This window comes from Streptomyces sp. NPDC007896 (genome assembly GCF_042959425.1).
Taxonomy (GTDB): domain Bacteria; phylum Actinomycetota; class Actinomycetes; order Streptomycetales; family Streptomycetaceae; genus Streptomyces.
Map to the genome: position 1 here is coordinate 230938 of NZ_JBIBKX010000006.1, position 16281 is coordinate 247218.

The window sequence follows — 16281 nt, forward strand, 5'->3', positions numbered from 1 at the left end:
CCTCCCTGCCGTGAGACGGCCAGGGAGGCGGCAATCACGCTACTGCTTACGCGAGGTCGCGCTTGGCCGCGATCTTCGACGACAGGCTGTAGATGTCGATGAAGCCCTTGGCGGCGGCCTGGTCGAAGGTGTCGCCCGTGTCGTACGTCGCCAGGTCGAAGTCGTAGAGCGAGGTCTCGGAGCGCCGTCCGGTGACGACCGCGCGGCCGCCGTGCAGGGTCATCCGGATGTCGCCGTTGACGTGCTGGTTGGCCTCGTTGATGAAGCCGTCCAGGGCGCGCTTGAGCGGGGAGAACCACTGGCCGTCGTAGACCAGTTCGCCCCAGCGCTGCTCGACCTGCCGCTTGTAGCGGGCGAGTTCACGCTCGACGGTGACGTTCTCCAGCTCCTGGTGGGCCGTGATGAGCGCGATCGCGCCCGGGGCCTCGTACACCTCGCGGGACTTGATGCCCACGAGCCGGTCCTCGACCATGTCGATCCTGCCGACGCCCTGGCCGCCGGCGCGCTCGTTGAGCTGCTGGATGGCCTGCAGGACGGTGACGGGCCTGCCGTCGATGGCGACCGGGACACCCTCCTTGAAGGAGATGACGACCTCGTCGGCCTCGCGGGCCTCGGCCGGGTTCGAGGTGTACTCGTAGATGTCCTCGATCGGCGCGTTCCAGATGTCCTCCAGGAAGCCCGTCTCGACCGCGCGCCCGAAGACGTTCTGGTCGATGGAGTACGGGGACTTCTTGGTGGTGGCGATCGGGAGCTGCTTCTCCTCGCAGAAGGCGATCGCCTTGTCCCGGGTCATCGCGTAGTCGCGGACCGGGGCGATGCACTTGAGGCCGGGGGCGAGGGCGACGATGCCGGCCTCGAAGCGCACCTGGTCGTTGCCCTTGCCGGTGCAGCCGTGGGCGACCGTGGTGGCGCCGTGCTTCTGGGCTGCGGCGACGAGGTGCTTGACGATGGTCGGCCGGGAGAGGGCCGACACCAGCGGATAGCGGTCCATGTAGAGGGCGTTGGCCTTGATCGCCGGGAGGCAGTACTCCTCGGCGAACTCGTCCTTGGCGTCCGCGACCTCGGCCTCGACGGCACCGCAGGCGAGCGCGCGCTTGCGGATGACGTCCAGGTCCTCGCCGCCCTGACCCACGTCGACCGCGACGGCGATGACCTCGGCGCCCGTCTCCTCGGCGATCCAGCCGATGGCGACGGAGGTGTCCAGACCGCCTGAATAGGCGAGTACGACGCGCTCGGTCACGGGTTTCTCCTCACACTGCATTCGCTGATATGCATGAGTATGCAGTACTCCGCATGAATCGTCAATCGCGGGTCACCCGGACGGGGCGTCCGCGGGCCCGGACGGCACCCGCGAAGGCCGCGACGAAATCTTTGGAGGGCGCTTGAACGAAAGAACGCGCTTTCTCGTACCTCTCCCCGAACGCAGGCGCCGCGTTTTTGTGCGCCGAGGTTTTCGTACACCGAGGTTTTTGCCGCCGAGGTCTTCGCAGACCGAGGTGCGACGAGCCACGGACCGCCCGGACGACCACCGGACGGTCCCCCATCCCCGAACCGAGTGAGGCTTCCGCATGTCCAGGGCCCTTCCGAAGTACAACAAGCGCCGCGTCCTGATGATCGGCGGCACCGCCGCGGTGGTGCTCTCCGGAGCCGTGATCGCCGGCAACGCCTTGGCCGGGGAGACGTCCAAGAGCAGCACGAACGCCACCACCAAGGCCGCGACCTCCCCGGGCACCGTGAACTGCCCGGCCGTCGCGCCGAGCCTGCCCGCGATCCCCGCCTCCGCGCAGGCCGAGGTCACCCGCAACCTCACCCTCCTGGACACCCAGATCGCCGAGGCCAACAAGCGGCTCGTCGACACCGTCGGCCAGGGCGGCCCCAACTTCGTCCAGAACGCGATCCTCGGCCCCCTCAAGGACAAGCGGGTGGCGACGATCAACCGCATCGCTACCGCGATCGGCCGCACCGCGGCCAAGCCCACGGGTCTCGACTCGCTCGCGCCCTGCACCCTGAACGCGAACGGCGTGAACGCGGGCGGCGCCGCCGCCACCGCGACCCCGAGCGCGACGGCCACCCAGCAGGCCGGCAACACGGGGAACACCGGAAACACGGGCAACACCGGCAGCACCACCGCCGCCGGCACCATCACCTGCCCGGACGTCGCGTCGAAGCTGCCCGCGATCCCCGCCTCCGCGCAGGCCGAGGTCACCCGCAACCTGACGCTCCTGAACACCCAGATCACCGAGGCGAACACCCGACTGGCCAACACCGTCGGCCAGGGCGGACCGAACTTCGTGCAGAACGCGATCCTCGGCCCCCTCGCGGACAAGCGGAAGTCGACCATCGACCGCATCGCCATCTCCATCGGCCGCACCGCGGCCAAGCCCACGGGCCTGGACTCCCTCGCGACCTGCACGCTCAACAAGTGACGCCTTCCGTGGCCGCTTCGCCCCGGTCCGCGGACCGGGGCGAAGCGGCCACGGATCAGTCCGCCACGTGAACCGATGCGCCGGACGGGTGAATTCCTTAGACAAGCGAACGGTCTTGCCCGATAATCGTTAGACATGGGAAAGACTTATGAGCGCATAGACGGCAGGCTGCGTTCGTTCATCGAGGCGCAGCCCCTCTTCTTCACGGCGACCGCACCCCTGTCCGGGGACGGCACGGTCAACCTCTCCCCCAAGGGCCTCACGGGCTCGTTCGTCGTCCTCGACGAACTCACCGTCGCCTACCTGGACTTCGCCGGCAGCGGCGCGGAGACGATCGCCCATCTCCGGGAGAACGGCCGGATCACCCTCATGTGGTGCGCATTCCAGGGCCCGCCGAACATCGTCCGGGTGCACGGCCACGGCGAGCCCGTCTTCCGCGACGACCCCCGCTTCAAGGAACTGCTCACGCACTTCCCCGACATCGACCCGACCCCGCACGGTCTGCGCGCGATCATCGTCGTGACCGCCGAACTCGTCCGGGACTCCTGCGGCTACGCGGTGCCCTTCATGTCGTACGAAGCGGACCGCGACCTGCACGGCAAACGCTTCGCGCGCGAGGACGACGCCTCGCTGAGCGAGTACTTCACCAAGAAGGACCACGTGGCGACGAGCCTCGACGGCCTGCCCGGACTGCCGCTCCCGCTGCCTCCCCGTACGGTCTGAGCCATGCGCCTCGCAGCCGCCGCCCTCGCCTCCGCGTCCCTGCTCGCCCTGGCCCCCAGCGGTCCGCCCACCCTCCCCGAGCAGATGGCGGACACCGGTGGCGGCAGCCAGCTGATCACGGCTCGGGCGCCCCGCGCGGACTCGACGTCGGGCACGCTCACCTGGTGGCACCGGCGCAACGGGCACTGGGTGAAGGCCGGTTCGGCGGCGGCGCGCTTCGGGGCGAAGGGGCTGGCCGAGGGGGGCTCGCGCAAGCAGGGATCGAACACGACACCCACGGGGCTGTACGACCTTCCGTTCGCCTTCGGGATCAAGGCCGCGCCGGCCGGCACCGCGCTTCGGTACCGGCGGGTGCGGAAGGAGTCCTGGTGGTGCCAGGACAACGACTCCCGTTCCTACAACCGGTGGACCGAGCCGCGGCCGGCCGACTGCCGTGCGTCCGAGTCCGAGCATCTGATCGCGCACGAGAGGCAGTACGCCTACGCGCTGGTCGTGGGGTTCAACTACGAGCGGCCCGTGCGGGGCCGCGGGGCGGGGATCTTCCTGCACGTCGACGGGGCCGGGGCGACGGCTGGTTGTGTGTCGGTGTCGGAGGATGCGATGCGACGGATTCTCGGGTGGGTCGATCCCGCGAAGGGGCCGCACATGGCGATCGGGACGGTGAGTGGGGGGACCGCGATCACTCGTTACTAGGTGCGGGCGGTTTGTGGCCGGGCGCGCCCACGCGGCGGAGCCGCATGGTGTCACAGCCCCGTGCCTCTTACTGGGCGCCCAGTCGGACCGTGAACCGTGTCGCCCCCGGACGGCTCTCCAGCTCGACCGTGCCGCCGTGGGCCTCCACCACGGCCGCCACGATGGACAGCCCCAGGCCCGCGCCACCGCCCGCTCCCCCGGTGCGGCGGCGGTCGGCTCTGGTGAAGCGTTCGAAGACGCCGGGCTGGACGTCCTCCGGGACTCCCGGACCGTCGTCGTGGACCGTCAGGACGGCCGTCTTGGCGTCGGTCTCCAGGGACACCGTGACCTTGGTGCCGACGGGCGTGTGCCAACGGGCGTTGGCCAACAGGTTGGCCAACACTTGTTGGAGACGGTGGGCGTCGCCCGTCACCGTGACCGGTTCCTCCGGGAGTTCCAGCGTCCAGCGGTGGTCGGGGCCCGCGGCACGGGCGTCGGTGACCGAGTCGAGGACGAGGTGCGTGAGGTCGACGGGAAGGCGCTCCAACGGGCGGCCCGCGTCGAGACGGGCGAGCAGGAGCAGGTCGTCGACCATCTCGCCCATCCGCGCCGACTCGGCGGCGATGCGTTCGAGGGCCCGGGTGACCTTGGGCGGCACCGGGTCCGGGTGCAGCAGCGCCAGCTCGGCGTGGCCGCGGACCGAGGCGACCGGCGTGCGCAGCTCATGGCTGGCGTCGGCCGCGAAGCTGCGCAGCCGTTCCTCGCTCGCGTGCCGCTTGGTCAGCGCGTCCTCGACATGGCCGAGCATCCTGTTGAACGCGCCGGCGACGCGGCCCACCTCGCTGCGCGGGTCCTGCTCGGGCGCACGCGGCGGCAGCGCCACCTCACCGCTGGCCAGCGGCAGCTCGCTGACCCGGGTCGCGGTCGCGGCGACCCGGCTCAGGGGGCGCAGCGACCAGCGCACCCACAGGGCTCCGGCGACTCCGGCGATCACGAGGGCCAGGCCGAAGACACAGCCGGCGACCAGTTCCAGGCGGTGCACGGCGGCCCGGACCGGTTCCATCGGCAGACCGGCGATCAGGACGTCGCCGTCCAGTCCGTGCGCCGCCATCACGCGGTAGTCGCCGAGTGCCGACAGGCAGACGGTGTGGGCGCGGCCGTCGGTGGGGATACCGGCCAGGGTCCGCCGGTCGGAGGTGGTCAAGGACACGTTCAGGTCCGTGATGTTCTGGCCGGAGGGCACGACCGCCGCGTTGGTGACGTCCCGGCCGACCAGCCGCGCGCCGAAGGTGCCGGTGCTCTGCCGCCTGGTGTCGCCGTTCTCGTCGCCGTCGTGGTCGGTCTTCTTCACCCCGGCCCCGTGCTCCAGGCTCGCGGGGAACCGCACCCCCACGTCGTGCAGCTGCTGGTCGAGGCGGCCGGTGAGGAAGCCGTTCAGTTCGTACACCGCGGCCACCCCGACGGCGGCGCAGCCGACGGCGAGCAGCACCAGGAGCCCGGCGGTGAGGCGGGCCCGCATCGTGCGCGGAAGCGGCAGCCGGCGTACGCCCGCCCGCACCCGTGGCCACCAGTGCCGACTCATCGTCCGACCACCGGCTTGATCACGTACCCGGCGCCCCGCACCGTGTGGATCATGGGCTCGCGGCCCGCGTCCACCTTTTTGCGCAGGTACGAGATGTACAGCTCCACGACATGGGCCTGGCCGCCGAAGTCGTAGGACCAGACGCGGTCGAGGATCTGCGCCTTGCTGAGCACCCGGCGCGGGTTGCGCATCAGGAAGCGCAGCAGTTCGAACTCGGTCGGCGACAGCTCGACCAGCTCGCCGCCCCGGGTCACCTCGCGGGCCTCCTCGTCCATCACGAGGTCGCCGACGGTCAGGCGTGGACCCTCGTCCAGTTGCCGGGCCATGCCGGCGCGGCGCAGCAGGCCGCGCAGCCGGGCGACGACCTCCTCCAGGCTGAACGGCTTGGTCACGTAGTCGTCACCGCCCGCCGTGATGCCCGCGATGCGGTCCTCGACGGCGTCTCGCGCGGTGAGGAAGAGCACACAGACCTCGGGGTGCACGGTGTGCAGGGTGCGCAGCACGGCGAAGCCGTCGGTGTCCGGGAGCATCACGTCGAGGACGACGGCGTCCGGCATCAGCTCGCGTGCCGCGGTGACGGCCGAGGCCCCGTCGCCCGCCGTGCGGACCTCCCAGCCCTCGTAGCGCAGGGCGCCGGAGAGCACCTCGGCCAGGTCGGGGTCGTCGTCGACGACGAGGACCCGTACGGGGGTGCCGTCGGGGCGGGTGAGCGCGGGCAGGCCGGTGCCTCGGGAGCGGGGAGTGTTCATATCGTCTTCCAGGATCGCCCCTCGCCGGAGTCGGCAGCCCCCCTCCCGCCTCTGAGTTTCCTCTGAGTGAGTCGCACGTGCCGCTCTGCGTTTCCTGTGAATCCGCGGCGAAGGCGCCCGTTCAGAGGCTGCTCAGAAGTTGCCGAAGCACAGTTTCCTCCCGGACAGCCGGAAGGACGGACATATGACCACGGTGTACGAGCGGACAGCGGTGCCTCGCCCGTCACGCGGACGCGGACGGCCGCGTCCCTCACCCGCCGGGCCCCTGCTGGCCCTGCTGTGGGCCGGGGCCGGCGCGGTCGTCGCCCTGTGGTGGTACGACACGCGGTCGGTGGTGGGCCTCGCCGGGTGGCTGACGGACGCCGGGCGGATCGCCGGGCTGCTGTGCGGCTACAGCTGCGCGGTGCTCGTGGCGCTGATGGCCCGGGTGCCCCTGCTGGAGCGGCGGATCGGCTCCGACCGGGTGGCCCGCTGGCACGCCATGGCCGGCCGGTACACGGTCAGCCTGCTGGTGGCGCATGTCACGCTGATCCTCTTCGGATACGCCGCCCAGGACGGGGCGGGCATCGTGCACGAGACGCTGAGCGTGGTGTTCGACTACCCGGACATGCTCAAGGCCACGACCGGCACGCTCATCCTCTTCGCCGTCGGGATCACCTCGGCGCGCGCGGCCCGCCGCCGGATCAGCCACGAGTTCTGGTACTACCTGCACCTGCTGACGTACGTGGCCGTGTTCCTCACCTTCTTCCACCAGCTCGCGCTGGGGTCGGACTTCGTCGGCGACACCGCCGCCCAGGCCGCCTGGTACGTGCTCTACCTGGGCACGGCCGCCCTGGTCGTCTGGTTCCGGGTGCTCACCCCGGTACGGCTCAACCTGCGCCACCAGCTGCGCGTGCAGTCCGTGCACCGCGAGGCGCCCGGCGTCTTCTCCGTCGTCGTACGCGGGGAACGGCTGGACGAGCTGAACGCCCAGGCCGGGCAGTTCTTCCGCTGGCGGTTCCTCTCCGACGGGATGCGGTGGACCTCGACGCCGTACTCGCTGTCGGCCCCGCCGCGCCCCGACCTGATGCGGATCACCGTGAAGGCGCTCGGCGACCACAGCGCCGCCGTGGGGCTGCTGCGGCCCGGCACCCGGGTGTGGGCGGAGGGGCCCTACGGGGCGCTGACCGCCGAGCGGCACACCGGACGCAAGGCGCTGCTGATCGCCGGCGGCGTCGGCATCACACCGCTGCGCGCCCTGTTCGAGACGCTGCCCGGCGGGCCCGGCGACGTGACGCTGCTCTACCGGGCGAGCACGGCCGAGGACCTCGCGCTCGGCGCCGAGCTGGAGGCGATAGCGCAGTGGCGTGGGGCGCGCGTCCTGTACGCGGTCAACGGCGCCGACGGGACACGTCCGCGGTTCACCGCCGATTCCCTGCGGGAGGCCGTGCCCGACCTCACCGGGCATGACATCTATCTGTGCGGTCCGCCCGCCATGGCACGGGACCTGTACGGGGCGCTGCGCGCGGCCGGGGTCCCCGACCGCCGTATCCACCACGAGTCGTTCGAGCTGTGAGGTCACCGTGCACGCCCTGAAGAAGCACCGTCCGCTGCGCCGCGTGACACTGGCGGCGGCCACCACCGTCACCGGTTTCGTCCTGCTGCTGTCCCTCAAGCCGCACACGCCGCCGACCGTGGCGCAGGCATCCTCGTCCGCCGGACGGTCGCCGTCGCAGTCCCAGGCGCCCTCCCGGACACCCTCACCCGGAAGCACGAAGAGCACCGGCACCAAGACGGTCACCGGTGACACGGTCCAGACCCGCTGGGGCCCCGTCCAGGTGCGCGTCACGCTGAAGAACGGCAAGATCACCGACGTGACCGCGGTCTCCTATCCCACGGAAAACCCACGGGACCAGGAGATCAACAGTTACGCCATTCCCCAGCTCAGGAGGGAGGCGCTGGCCGCGCAGAGCGCCCAGATCGACTCCGTCTCGGGGGCCTCGTACACCAGCGACGGGTACAAGCAGTCCCTCCAATCGGCACTGGACTCGGCAGGCCTCTGAACGCACGGCCGTCGGGGCCCGTATCTCTGGGCCAGGGGCCTCTCCCCTAGCCCCGTCCCCACGGACGACCACGGAGGAACCGTGTCCACGATCGCCGGTGGCCGCGCCGCGCGGCGCCAGACCTTGCGCCGTATTCGCCCACGACGCTCCCCCGCCGTCCCACTGCTGCTCGCCGTCGGGGCGGGCGCGGCCGGGGTCATCTGGCTGTGGTGGAGCAACACCCCGTCCATCGCCGACGACAACAGCAAAATCCTCAACGCGGGCCGGATCACCGGACTGCTCGCGGGGTATCTGATGGCGCTGGTGGTGCTGCAGATGGCCCGGGTGCCCGCCCTGGAGCGCCGGGTGGGCTCGGACCGGGTGGCGCGCTGGCACGCCATGAGCGGCCGGTACACGATCTGTCTGGTCCTCGCGCATCTCGTGCTGATCATGTGGGGCTACGCGCTGCAGGCCGGCAAGAGCTTCGGCGACATCGTCCAGCAGACCATCGACTCGATCAACCAGCTGCCCGACATGGGCAAGGCGGCGATCGGCACCGGTCTGCTGTTCCTGATCGGCCTGCTCTCCATGGGCCCGGTCCGCCGCAGGATGGGCTACGACACCTGGTACCACATCCACCTGCTCACCTATGCCGCCGTCTTCCTGACGTTCTGGCACCAGCTGTCCACGGGCAACGAGTTCGCCGTCGAGCCGACCGCCAAGACGGTCTGGTACGGGCTGTACGGGTCAGTGACGGCCCTGGTGATCTGGTACCGCATCCTCTCGCCGATCCGGTTGAACCTGAAGCACCGGATGCGGGTCGAGGCCGTGATCGAGGAGACCCCCGGGATCGTCTCGGTGCTGATCAGCGGGCGCAAGCTGCACCGCATGGGCGCCGAGGCCGGGCAGTTCTTCCGCTGGCGCTTCCTGGCGCCGGGCATGCGGCTCAGCTCGCACCCGTACTCGCTGTCGGCGGCGCCCCGCCCCAACATGCTGCGCATCACGGTGAAGGCGATCGGCGACCACAGCTCGGCGCTGCGCGACCTGCAGCCCGGCACCCGGGTCTGGGCCGAGGGCCCGTACGGGGCGCTGACGGCGGGCAAGCGCAGCCGCGGCAAGGTGCTGCTGGTGGCGGGCGGGGTCGGCATCACTCCGATGCGAGCGCTGTTCGAGACGCTGCCCGGCGCAGCGGGCGACCTGACGCTGCTCTACCGGGCCAACACCACCCAGGACCTGGCCCTGTGGGACGAGCTGGCGGCGATCGCCGAGGAGCGCGGGGCCCGGCTGATGTACGCGGTGAACAGCCCCGAGGGCGAGCGCCCGGACATCTCGGCGGAGACCCTGAGCCGCAAGCTGCCGGACATCGACCGCCACGACGTCTTCATGTGCGGGCCGCCCGGCTTCGCGCAGCAGGTCTACGAAGCACTGCGCGGCGCGGGGGTTCCCGCCCGCCGCATCCATCACGAGTCGTTCGAGATGTGAGCGACGGGAGTCAGGAGCGATGAAGAAGAGCCACCCCTTGCGGCGTGTCGTGCTGGCCGGCGCCGCCACCGTGTCCGGAATCGTCCTGCTGCTGTCGCTGAAGCCCGCCTCCGATCCGGCGTCCGCGTCGGCACAGGGTGCAGCGCCCCAGCAGTCGGTGGCAGGACAGGAGTCGCCCCAGGGCGGCAGCGCGCAGCAGTCGTCCACGGGGGCCCAGACGGTCACCGGCGACGTCGCGCAGACCCAGTACGGGCCGGTCCAGGTCCGTATCACCGTCAACGGCGGAAAGATCACCAAGTCCGAGGTCGTCCAGATTCCCAGCGGCGGACGCAGCACCGAGGTCAGCAACGCCTCCGTGCCCAAGCTGAACCAGGAGGCCGTCGCCGCGGGCAGCGCGAACATCGACGCGGTGTCGGGCGCCAGCTACACGAGCGCCGGATACAAGAAGTCGCTGCAGTCGGCCCTCGACAAGGCCAAGGCGAGCGGCAGCGGTTCCTCGGGGGCCACCGGATCGACCGGGTCCGCGGGTGCGGGCTCCTCCGGTTCCGCCGGCTCCTCGTCGTCCCAGGCGCCCGCCGCACAGGCCAAGACGGTCACCGGAAGCGTCGCGCAGACCCAGTACGGGCCGGTCCAGGTCCGTATCACCGTCAACGGCGGAAAGATCACCAAGTCCGAGGCCGTGCAGGCGCCCAAGGGCGGGCTGAGCGACCAGAAGACCGCGATGGCCGTGCCCAAGCTCAACCAGGAGGCGGTCGCGGCCGGGAACGCGACCATCGACGCCGTCTCCGGTGCCACCTACACCAGCACCGGTTACAAGCAGTCCCTGCAGTCGGCCCTGGACAAGGCCGGTGGCTGACCCGGACCAGGAGCTGCCCGCCCTGCGGCACGCGGAAGAAGTCATGGGCACCGTCTTCTCCTTCGACGTGCGCGGCGGCGAACCCGAGGCCGTGCGGACCGCGTTGGAGGAGGCGGTCACCCAACTTCACCGGGTGGACGAGGTGTTCAGCACCTATCGGGAGGACAGCCAGATCTCCCGCCTCGCGCGCGGTGAGCTGACGGTCGAGCAGTGCGATCCGGAGGTCGCCGAGGTGCTCGGCCTGTGCGCCGAGGCGGAGCGGGTCAGCGACGGCTGGTTCAGCTCGACGTACGAGGGCCGGCTCGACCCGACGGGGATCGTGAAGGGCTGGGCGACCGAGCGCGTGGCCCGCCACCTCGCGGCGGCCGGCGCGAGCGGAGTCAGCGTGAACGGCGGCGGCGACGTCCAGTTGCTCGGCGCGCCCGGCACGCACCGCCCGTGGCGGGTCGGCGTCTCGGACCCGCTGCGTCCCGGTTCACTCGCGGCCGTGGTCTCGGCGGCCGGAGTGAACGAACTGTCGGTGGCCACCTCCGGCACCGCCGAGCGCGGCGCCCACATCGTCGACCCCCGCACCGGCCGCTCCGCGGTCACCGACCTGGTCGCCGTGACCGTGGTGGGTCCCCGCCTGACCTGGGTGGACGCCTGGGCGACAGCAGCCTTCGCGATGGGCTCCCGAGAGGCCCTGACCTGGCTGGAGTCCCTCCCCGACATCGAGGCCCTACTGATCACGGCGGGAGACGAGGTCAGATGCACCGGGGGCTTGGCTCAACGCCTGGGGTGAGACCGGAGGCGCACCCCGACCCGGGGTGCGCCTCCACCGTCGTACAGCTCAATGATTGTTCTGAGCCAACCGCAACAGGTGATCGGCCAAGGCCTGCCCACCCGTCGGATTGCGACTGATCAACAGCAACGTGTCGTCACCCGCGATCGTCCCGAGAATGTCCTGCAGCTCGGCCTGGTCGATGGCGGAGGCCAGGAACTGCGCCGCCCCCGGCGGGGTACGGAGAACCACGAGGTTCGCGGACGCCTCCGCGGAGATCAGCAGCTCCGCCGAGAGCCGCCGCATCCGCTCCTCCTTCGCCGACTCCCCCAGCGGCGCGCGGGGGGTGCGGAAACCGCCCTCGCTCGGCACCGCGTAGATGAGGTCGCCGTCGTTGTTGCGGATCTTCACCGCGTTCAGCTCGTCCAGGTCCCGGGAGAGCGTCGCCTGCGTGACGCTCAGCCCGTCGTCGGCGAGAAGCTTCGCCAACTGGCTCTGGGATCGCACTGGTTGCCGGTTGAGGATGTCCACGATCCGGCGGTGGCGTGCGGTGCGGGTCTGCGGCACGGCAGGCCCGACGTGCTCGTGATCCTGCGCCTGGCTCATCGTCGTCGTCTCATTCTTTGGCTCGTCCGTCCCCGTTGGCTACAGCGTCGAGGACACCGGGAAGGGCCTGGAGGAACGCGTCCACCTCGTCGTCGCTCAGGTTCAGCGGGGGCATCAGCCGTACGACATCGGGGGCGGGCGCGTTGACCAGGAGACCGGCGTCCTGAGCCGCCTGCTGCACCTGGGGCGCGAGCGGCTCGGTGAGCACGATACCCAGGAGCAGGCCCGCACCTCGGACATGGTCGATCAACGGGTTGCCGAGTGACTCGATTCCGCCCCGCAGTTTCTCGCTCGCGGCCTTCACGTTCTCGAGGAGCCCCTCGGACGCGATCGTGTCGAGGACGGCGAGTCCGGCGGCGCAGACGACCGGGTTGCCGCCGAAGGTCGAACCGTGGTGGCCGGGCTTCAGCAGCTCGGCGGCCCGGCCGAAGGCGACGGTCGCGCCGAGCGGCAGTCCGCCGCCGAGGCCCTTCGCGAGGGTGACGACGTCCGGCAGGACACCTTCGTGGTCCTGGTAGGCGAACCAGGGCCCGGTGCGGCCGATGCCGGTCTGCACCTCGTCGAGGACGAGGAGGCTGCCGGTGGCGGCGGTGATCGCGCGAGCGGCCTTGAGGTAGCCGGGCGGGGGTACGACCACGCCGTTCTCGCCCTGGATCGGCTCGATGATCACGAGGGCGGTGTCCTCGGTGACCGCCGCGGCCAGCGCCTGCGCGTCACCGTAGGGCACGTGCGTGACGTCACCGGGGAGCGGCAGGAACGGCTCCTGCTTGCCGGGCTGGCCGGTGAGCGCGAGCGCGCCCATGGTGCGGCCGTGGAAACCGCCGTGGGTCGCCACCATGTGGCTTCGGCCGGTGAGCCGGCCGATCTTGAACGCGCCCTCGTTGGCCTCGGCACCCGAGTTGCAGAAGTACACCCGTCCCTCGCGGCCGAAGAGCTGGAGCAGCTTTTCGGCGAGCGCGACCGGCGGCTCGGCGACGAAGAGGTTGGAGACATGGCCCAGGGAGGCGATCTGCCGGCTCACGGCCTCGACGATCGCCGGGTGGGCGTGGCCGAGCGCGTTGACCGCGATACCGCCGACGAAGTCGAGGTACTCCTTGCCGTCGGCGTCCCACAGCCGGGTGCCCTCGCCGCGGACGAGCGGCAGCCGCGGGGTGCCGTAGTTGTCCATGAGCGCGCCCTGCCACCGCTGGGTGAGCTCCGCGTTGGTCCCGGTCATTCGGCGTCCCCCTGTTCATCGGGCCGTGCGTCCGGCACGACCATCGTGCCGATCCCCTCGTCGGTGAAGATCTCCAGCAGGATCGAGTGCTGGACCCGGCCGTCGATGACGCGGGCGGTGGTGACGCCGTTGCGCACGGCGTGCAGACAGCCCTCCATCTTCGGCACCATGCCGCTGGCCAGCTCGGGCAGCAGCTTCTCCAGTTCGGAGGCGGTCAGTCGGCTGATCACCTCGTCGCTGTCGGGCCAGTCCTCGTAGAGGCCCTCGACGTCCGTGAGGACCATGAGGGTTTCGGCGCCCAGTGCCGCAGCGAGAGCCGCAGCCGCCGTATCAGCATTGACGTTGTAGACATGTCCGTCGTCCTGGCTCCGGGCGATCGAGGAGACGACCGGGATCCGGCCGTCGGCGAGCAGTGCCTCGATCGCGCCCGTGTCGATCGCGGTGATCTCGCCCACCCGCCCGATGTCGACCAACTCCCCGTCGATCTCGGGCTGGTGCTTGGTGGCGGTGATGGTGTGCGCGTCCTCGCCGGTCATGCCGACGGCGAGCGGCCCGTGCTGGTTGAGCAGTCCGACCAGCTCGCGCTGCACCTGACCGGCCAGGACCATGCGTACGACGTCCATGGCGTCCTCGGTGGTGACGCGCAGGCCCGCCTTGAACTCGCTGACGATGCCGTGCCGGTCGAGGGCGGCGCTGATCTGCGGGCCGCCGCCGTGCACGACGACGGGCTTGAGACCGGCCTGTCGCAGGAACACCACGTCCTGGGCGAAGGCGGCCTTGAGCTCCTCGTTCACCATGGCGTTTCCGCCGAACTTGATGACGACCGTCTTGCCGTTGTGGCGGGTCAGCCACGGGAGTGCCTCGATGAGGATCCGGGCCTTGGGCAGTGCGGTGTGTTTCCGCGTCACATTGCTCATGAGGAGTAGGCGCTGTTCTCGTGGACGTAGTCCGCGGTGAGGTCGTTGGTCCAGATCGTGGCGGTCTGGGAGCCCGCGGCGAGGTCGGCGACGATGTGGACCTCCCGGTAGCGCATGTCGACGAGCTCGCGGTCCTCGCCGACGCCGCCGTTCTTGCAGACCCAGACGCCGTTGATGGCGACGTTGAGCTGGTCGGGCTCGAAGGCGGCGCCGGTCGTGCCGATCGCGGACAGCACGCGTCCCCAGTTGGGGTCCTCGCCGTGGATCGCGCACTTGAGGAGGTTGTTGCGGGCGATGGAGCGGCCCACCTCGACGGCGTCGTCCTCGCTCGCGGCGTTCACGACCTCGATCTTGATGTCCTTGCTGGCGCCCTCGGCGTCCCGGATGAGCTGCTGCCCGAGGTCGTCACAGACCTTCCGTACGGCCTCGGCGAACTCCGCGTACCCGGGGGTGACCTCGGAGGCGCCGGAGGCGAGCAGCAGCACGGTGTCGTTGGTCGACATGCAGCCGTCGGAGTCGACGCGGTCGAAGGTGGTGCGGGTGGCGGCGCGCAGCGCCTTGTCGAGGGTCTCGGAGTCGAGGTCCGCGTCCGTCGTCAGCACGACGAGCATGGTGGCGAGGCCGGGGGCGAGCATGCCCGCGCCCTTGGCCATGCCGCCGACGGTCCAGCCGTCGCCCGTGTGCACCGAGGTCTTGTGCACGGTGTCGGTGGTCTTGATGGCGATGGCGGCCTTCTCGCCGCCGTGCGCGGAGAGCTGGGCGGCGGCCGACTCGACCCCGGGCAGCAGCTTGTCCATCGGCAGGAGAACGCCGATGAGCCCGGTCGACGCCACGGCGACGTCGCCGGCGTTGACGTCGAGGACCTCGGCGACCTTCTCGGCGGTCGCGTGCGTGTCCTGGAAACCCTTGGGGCCCGTACACGCGTTGGCACCGCCGGAGTTGAGGATCACGGCGGAGACCTGACCGCTCTTGAGGACCTGCTCGGACCAGAGGACCGGCGCGGCCTTGACGCGGTTGGAGGTGAAGACGCCCGCGGCGGCGAGGCGGGGCCCGTTGTTGACCACGAGGGCCAGGTCGGGGTTGCCGTTCTCCTTGATCCCGGCGGCGATGCCCGCAGCCTGGAATCCCTGTGCTGCCGTGACACTCACGGTGCGACTCCGATCGTGGAAAGACCCGTTTCCTCGGGAAGCCCGAGGGCGATGTTCATGCTCTGCACGGCCCCGCCGGCCGTGCCCTTGGTCAGGTTGTCGATGGCGCTGATCGCGATGATGCGGTGCGTCGCTTCGTCGTACGCGACCTGGACCTGAACGGCGTTGGAACCGTAGACGGACGCGGTGGCGGGCCACTGCCCCTCGGGCAGCAGGTGGACGAAGGGCTCGTCGGCGAACGCCTTCTCGTACGCGGCGCGCAGGGACTCACCGGTGACCCCTGCCCGCGCCTTCGCGCTGCACGTGGCGAGGATGCCCCGGGGCATCGGCGCGAGGGTGGGCGTGAAGGAGACGGTGACCGGCTCCCCCGCCGCCGCGCCGAGGTTCTGGATCATCTCGGGGGTGTGGCGGTGGACGCCGCCGACTCCGTACGGGGACATGGAGCCCATGACCTCGCTGCCGAGCAGATGCGGCTTGGCGGCCTTGCCCGCGCCGGAGGTCCCGGACGCGGCGACGATCACGGCCTCGGGCTCGGCGAGTGCGGCCGCGTACGCCGGGAAGAGGGCGAGGGAGACGGCCGTGGGGTAGCAACCGGGCACCGCGATGCGCTTGGACCCCTCCAGCGCGGCGCGGGCGCCCGGCAGTTCGGGAAGGCCGTAGGGCCAGGTGCCGGCGTGCGCGGAGCCGTAGAACTTCTCCCAGCCCGCCGGGTCCTTGAGCCGGAAGTCGGCGCCCATGTCGACGACGAGGACGTCCGGGCCGAGCTGCTCGGCGACGGCGGCGGACTGCCCGTGGGGCAGCGCGAGAAAGACGACGTCGTGGCCGGCGAGGACGTCCGGGGTGGTCTCCTGGAGGACTCGGTCGGCCAGCGGCAGCAGGTGCGGCTGCAGTGTGCCGAGGCGCTGGCCCGCGTTGGAGTTGCCGGTCAGGGCGCCGATCTCGACCTCGGGGTGCGCCAGGAGCAGACGCAGGGCTTCGCCGCCCGCGTACCCACTCGCTCCCGCCACTGCTGCGCGTACCACCATGGAACCCTCCTCCTAGATGGCATGACTATACGTTTCGCTGCACGTTTATGCAATCTATCCATGGCGATCCCGGCCGGCCCACTGTGACTGAGCACTTC

At 70.8% G+C, this 16281-nt stretch carries 16 protein-coding genes; 8 read left to right on the forward strand and 8 right to left on the reverse strand.

Annotated features, from left to right (window positions below):
- Positions 1-46 precede the first annotated feature (46 nt).
- On the reverse strand, positions 47-1240 hold the full coding sequence (locus ACFZDJ_RS21225; protein ID WP_390934164.1) for an argininosuccinate synthase: 1194 nt from the start codon (positions 1238-1240) through the stop codon (positions 47-49).
- 328 nt (positions 1241-1568) lie between these two features.
- Between ACFZDJ_RS21225 and ACFZDJ_RS21230 the strand changes: the two genes are divergently transcribed.
- The 3 genes from ACFZDJ_RS21230 to ACFZDJ_RS21240 all read left to right on the forward strand — a co-directional run bounded on the left by ACFZDJ_RS21230 (position 1569) and on the right by ACFZDJ_RS21240 (position 3842).
- Complete coding sequence (locus tag ACFZDJ_RS21230) at positions 1569-2426, forward strand: hypothetical protein (RefSeq protein ID WP_384906228.1); 858 nt, start codon at positions 1569-1571, stop codon at positions 2424-2426.
- A 135-nt stretch (positions 2427-2561) separates the two neighbouring features.
- The gene (locus ACFZDJ_RS21235; RefSeq protein ID WP_384906229.1) at positions 2562-3149 is read left to right on the forward strand and encodes a pyridoxamine 5'-phosphate oxidase family protein; all 588 of its coding nucleotides are present in this window, start codon (positions 2562-2564) and stop codon (positions 3147-3149) included.
- A 3-nt stretch (positions 3150-3152) separates the two neighbouring features.
- The gene (locus tag ACFZDJ_RS21240; RefSeq protein ID WP_391060747.1) at positions 3153-3842 is read left to right on the forward strand and encodes a L,D-transpeptidase family protein; all 690 of its coding nucleotides are present in this window, start codon (positions 3153-3155) and stop codon (positions 3840-3842) included.
- A gap of 67 nt (positions 3843-3909) precedes the next feature.
- Here ACFZDJ_RS21240 and ACFZDJ_RS21245 read toward each other — a convergent pair whose 3' ends face one another.
- Both ACFZDJ_RS21245 and ACFZDJ_RS21250 read right to left on the reverse strand, forming a co-directional pair.
- Positions 3910-5403 carry an ATP-binding protein gene (locus tag ACFZDJ_RS21245; RefSeq protein WP_391060749.1) on the reverse strand — a complete coding sequence of 498 codons (1494 nt, stop codon included), beginning with the start codon at positions 5401-5403 and terminating at the stop codon, positions 3910-3912.
- Positions 5400-6152 carry a response regulator gene (locus tag ACFZDJ_RS21250; protein ID WP_390934159.1) on the reverse strand — a complete coding sequence of 251 codons (753 nt, stop codon included), beginning with the start codon at positions 6150-6152 and terminating at the stop codon, positions 5400-5402. Before ACFZDJ_RS21250 ends, ACFZDJ_RS21245 begins: the two co-directional genes overlap by 4 nt.
- Before the next feature lie 184 nt (positions 6153-6336).
- Here ACFZDJ_RS21250 and ACFZDJ_RS21255 point away from each other — a divergent pair, with 184 nt between their 5' ends.
- From ACFZDJ_RS21255 to ACFZDJ_RS21275, 5 genes are all read left to right on the forward strand, one after another.
- Positions 6337-7707, forward strand: coding sequence for a ferric reductase-like transmembrane domain-containing protein (locus ACFZDJ_RS21255; protein WP_391060751.1), 1371 nt, complete (start codon positions 6337-6339; stop codon positions 7705-7707).
- A 7-nt stretch (positions 7708-7714) separates the two neighbouring features.
- The gene (locus tag ACFZDJ_RS21260) at positions 7715-8194 is read left to right on the forward strand and encodes an FMN-binding protein (protein WP_168507393.1); all 480 of its coding nucleotides are present in this window, start codon (positions 7715-7717) and stop codon (positions 8192-8194) included.
- A gap of 81 nt (positions 8195-8275) precedes the next feature.
- A complete protein-coding gene (locus ACFZDJ_RS21265) occupies positions 8276-9655 on the forward strand; it encodes a ferric reductase-like transmembrane domain-containing protein (RefSeq protein ID WP_075027619.1) in 1380 nt (459 codons plus the stop codon).
- Between the two features lie 19 nt (positions 9656-9674).
- Positions 9675-10511, forward strand: coding sequence for an FMN-binding protein (locus ACFZDJ_RS21270; RefSeq protein ID WP_389593496.1), 837 nt, complete (start codon positions 9675-9677; stop codon positions 10509-10511).
- A 43-nt stretch (positions 10512-10554) separates the two neighbouring features.
- Complete coding sequence (locus ACFZDJ_RS21275; RefSeq protein ID WP_391060970.1) at positions 10555-11292, forward strand: FAD:protein FMN transferase; 738 nt, start codon at positions 10555-10557, stop codon at positions 11290-11292.
- 48 nt (positions 11293-11340) lie between these two features.
- Here ACFZDJ_RS21275 and ACFZDJ_RS21280 read toward each other — a convergent pair whose 3' ends face one another.
- Genes ACFZDJ_RS21280 through argC form a run of 5 tightly spaced genes read right to left on the reverse strand, consistent with a single transcriptional unit; the run spans position 11341 to position 16183 of the window.
- Positions 11341-11877, reverse strand: a complete 537-nt coding sequence (locus tag ACFZDJ_RS21280) for an arginine repressor (RefSeq protein ID WP_101406180.1) — start codon at positions 11875-11877, stop codon at positions 11341-11343.
- 10 nt (positions 11878-11887) lie between these two features.
- Positions 11888-13093, reverse strand: a complete 1206-nt coding sequence (locus ACFZDJ_RS21285) for an acetylornithine transaminase (RefSeq protein WP_168507400.1) — start codon at positions 13091-13093, stop codon at positions 11888-11890.
- Positions 13090-14010: an acetylglutamate kinase gene (gene argB / locus ACFZDJ_RS21290; RefSeq protein WP_067365714.1), complete on the reverse strand. Its 921-nt coding sequence runs from the start codon at positions 14008-14010 to the stop codon at positions 13090-13092. Before argB ends, ACFZDJ_RS21285 begins: the two co-directional genes overlap by 4 nt.
- Positions 14007-15158 carry a bifunctional glutamate N-acetyltransferase/amino-acid acetyltransferase ArgJ gene (gene argJ, locus ACFZDJ_RS21295; protein WP_384906235.1) on the reverse strand — a complete coding sequence of 384 codons (1152 nt, stop codon included), beginning with the start codon at positions 15156-15158 and terminating at the stop codon, positions 14007-14009. Before argJ ends, argB begins: the two co-directional genes overlap by 4 nt.
- Positions 15155-16183, reverse strand: coding sequence for an N-acetyl-gamma-glutamyl-phosphate reductase (argC, locus tag ACFZDJ_RS21300; protein WP_391060754.1), 1029 nt, complete (start codon positions 16181-16183; stop codon positions 15155-15157). The genes argJ and argC overlap by 4 nt, the downstream gene beginning before the upstream one ends.
- Positions 16184-16281 lie beyond the last annotated feature (98 nt).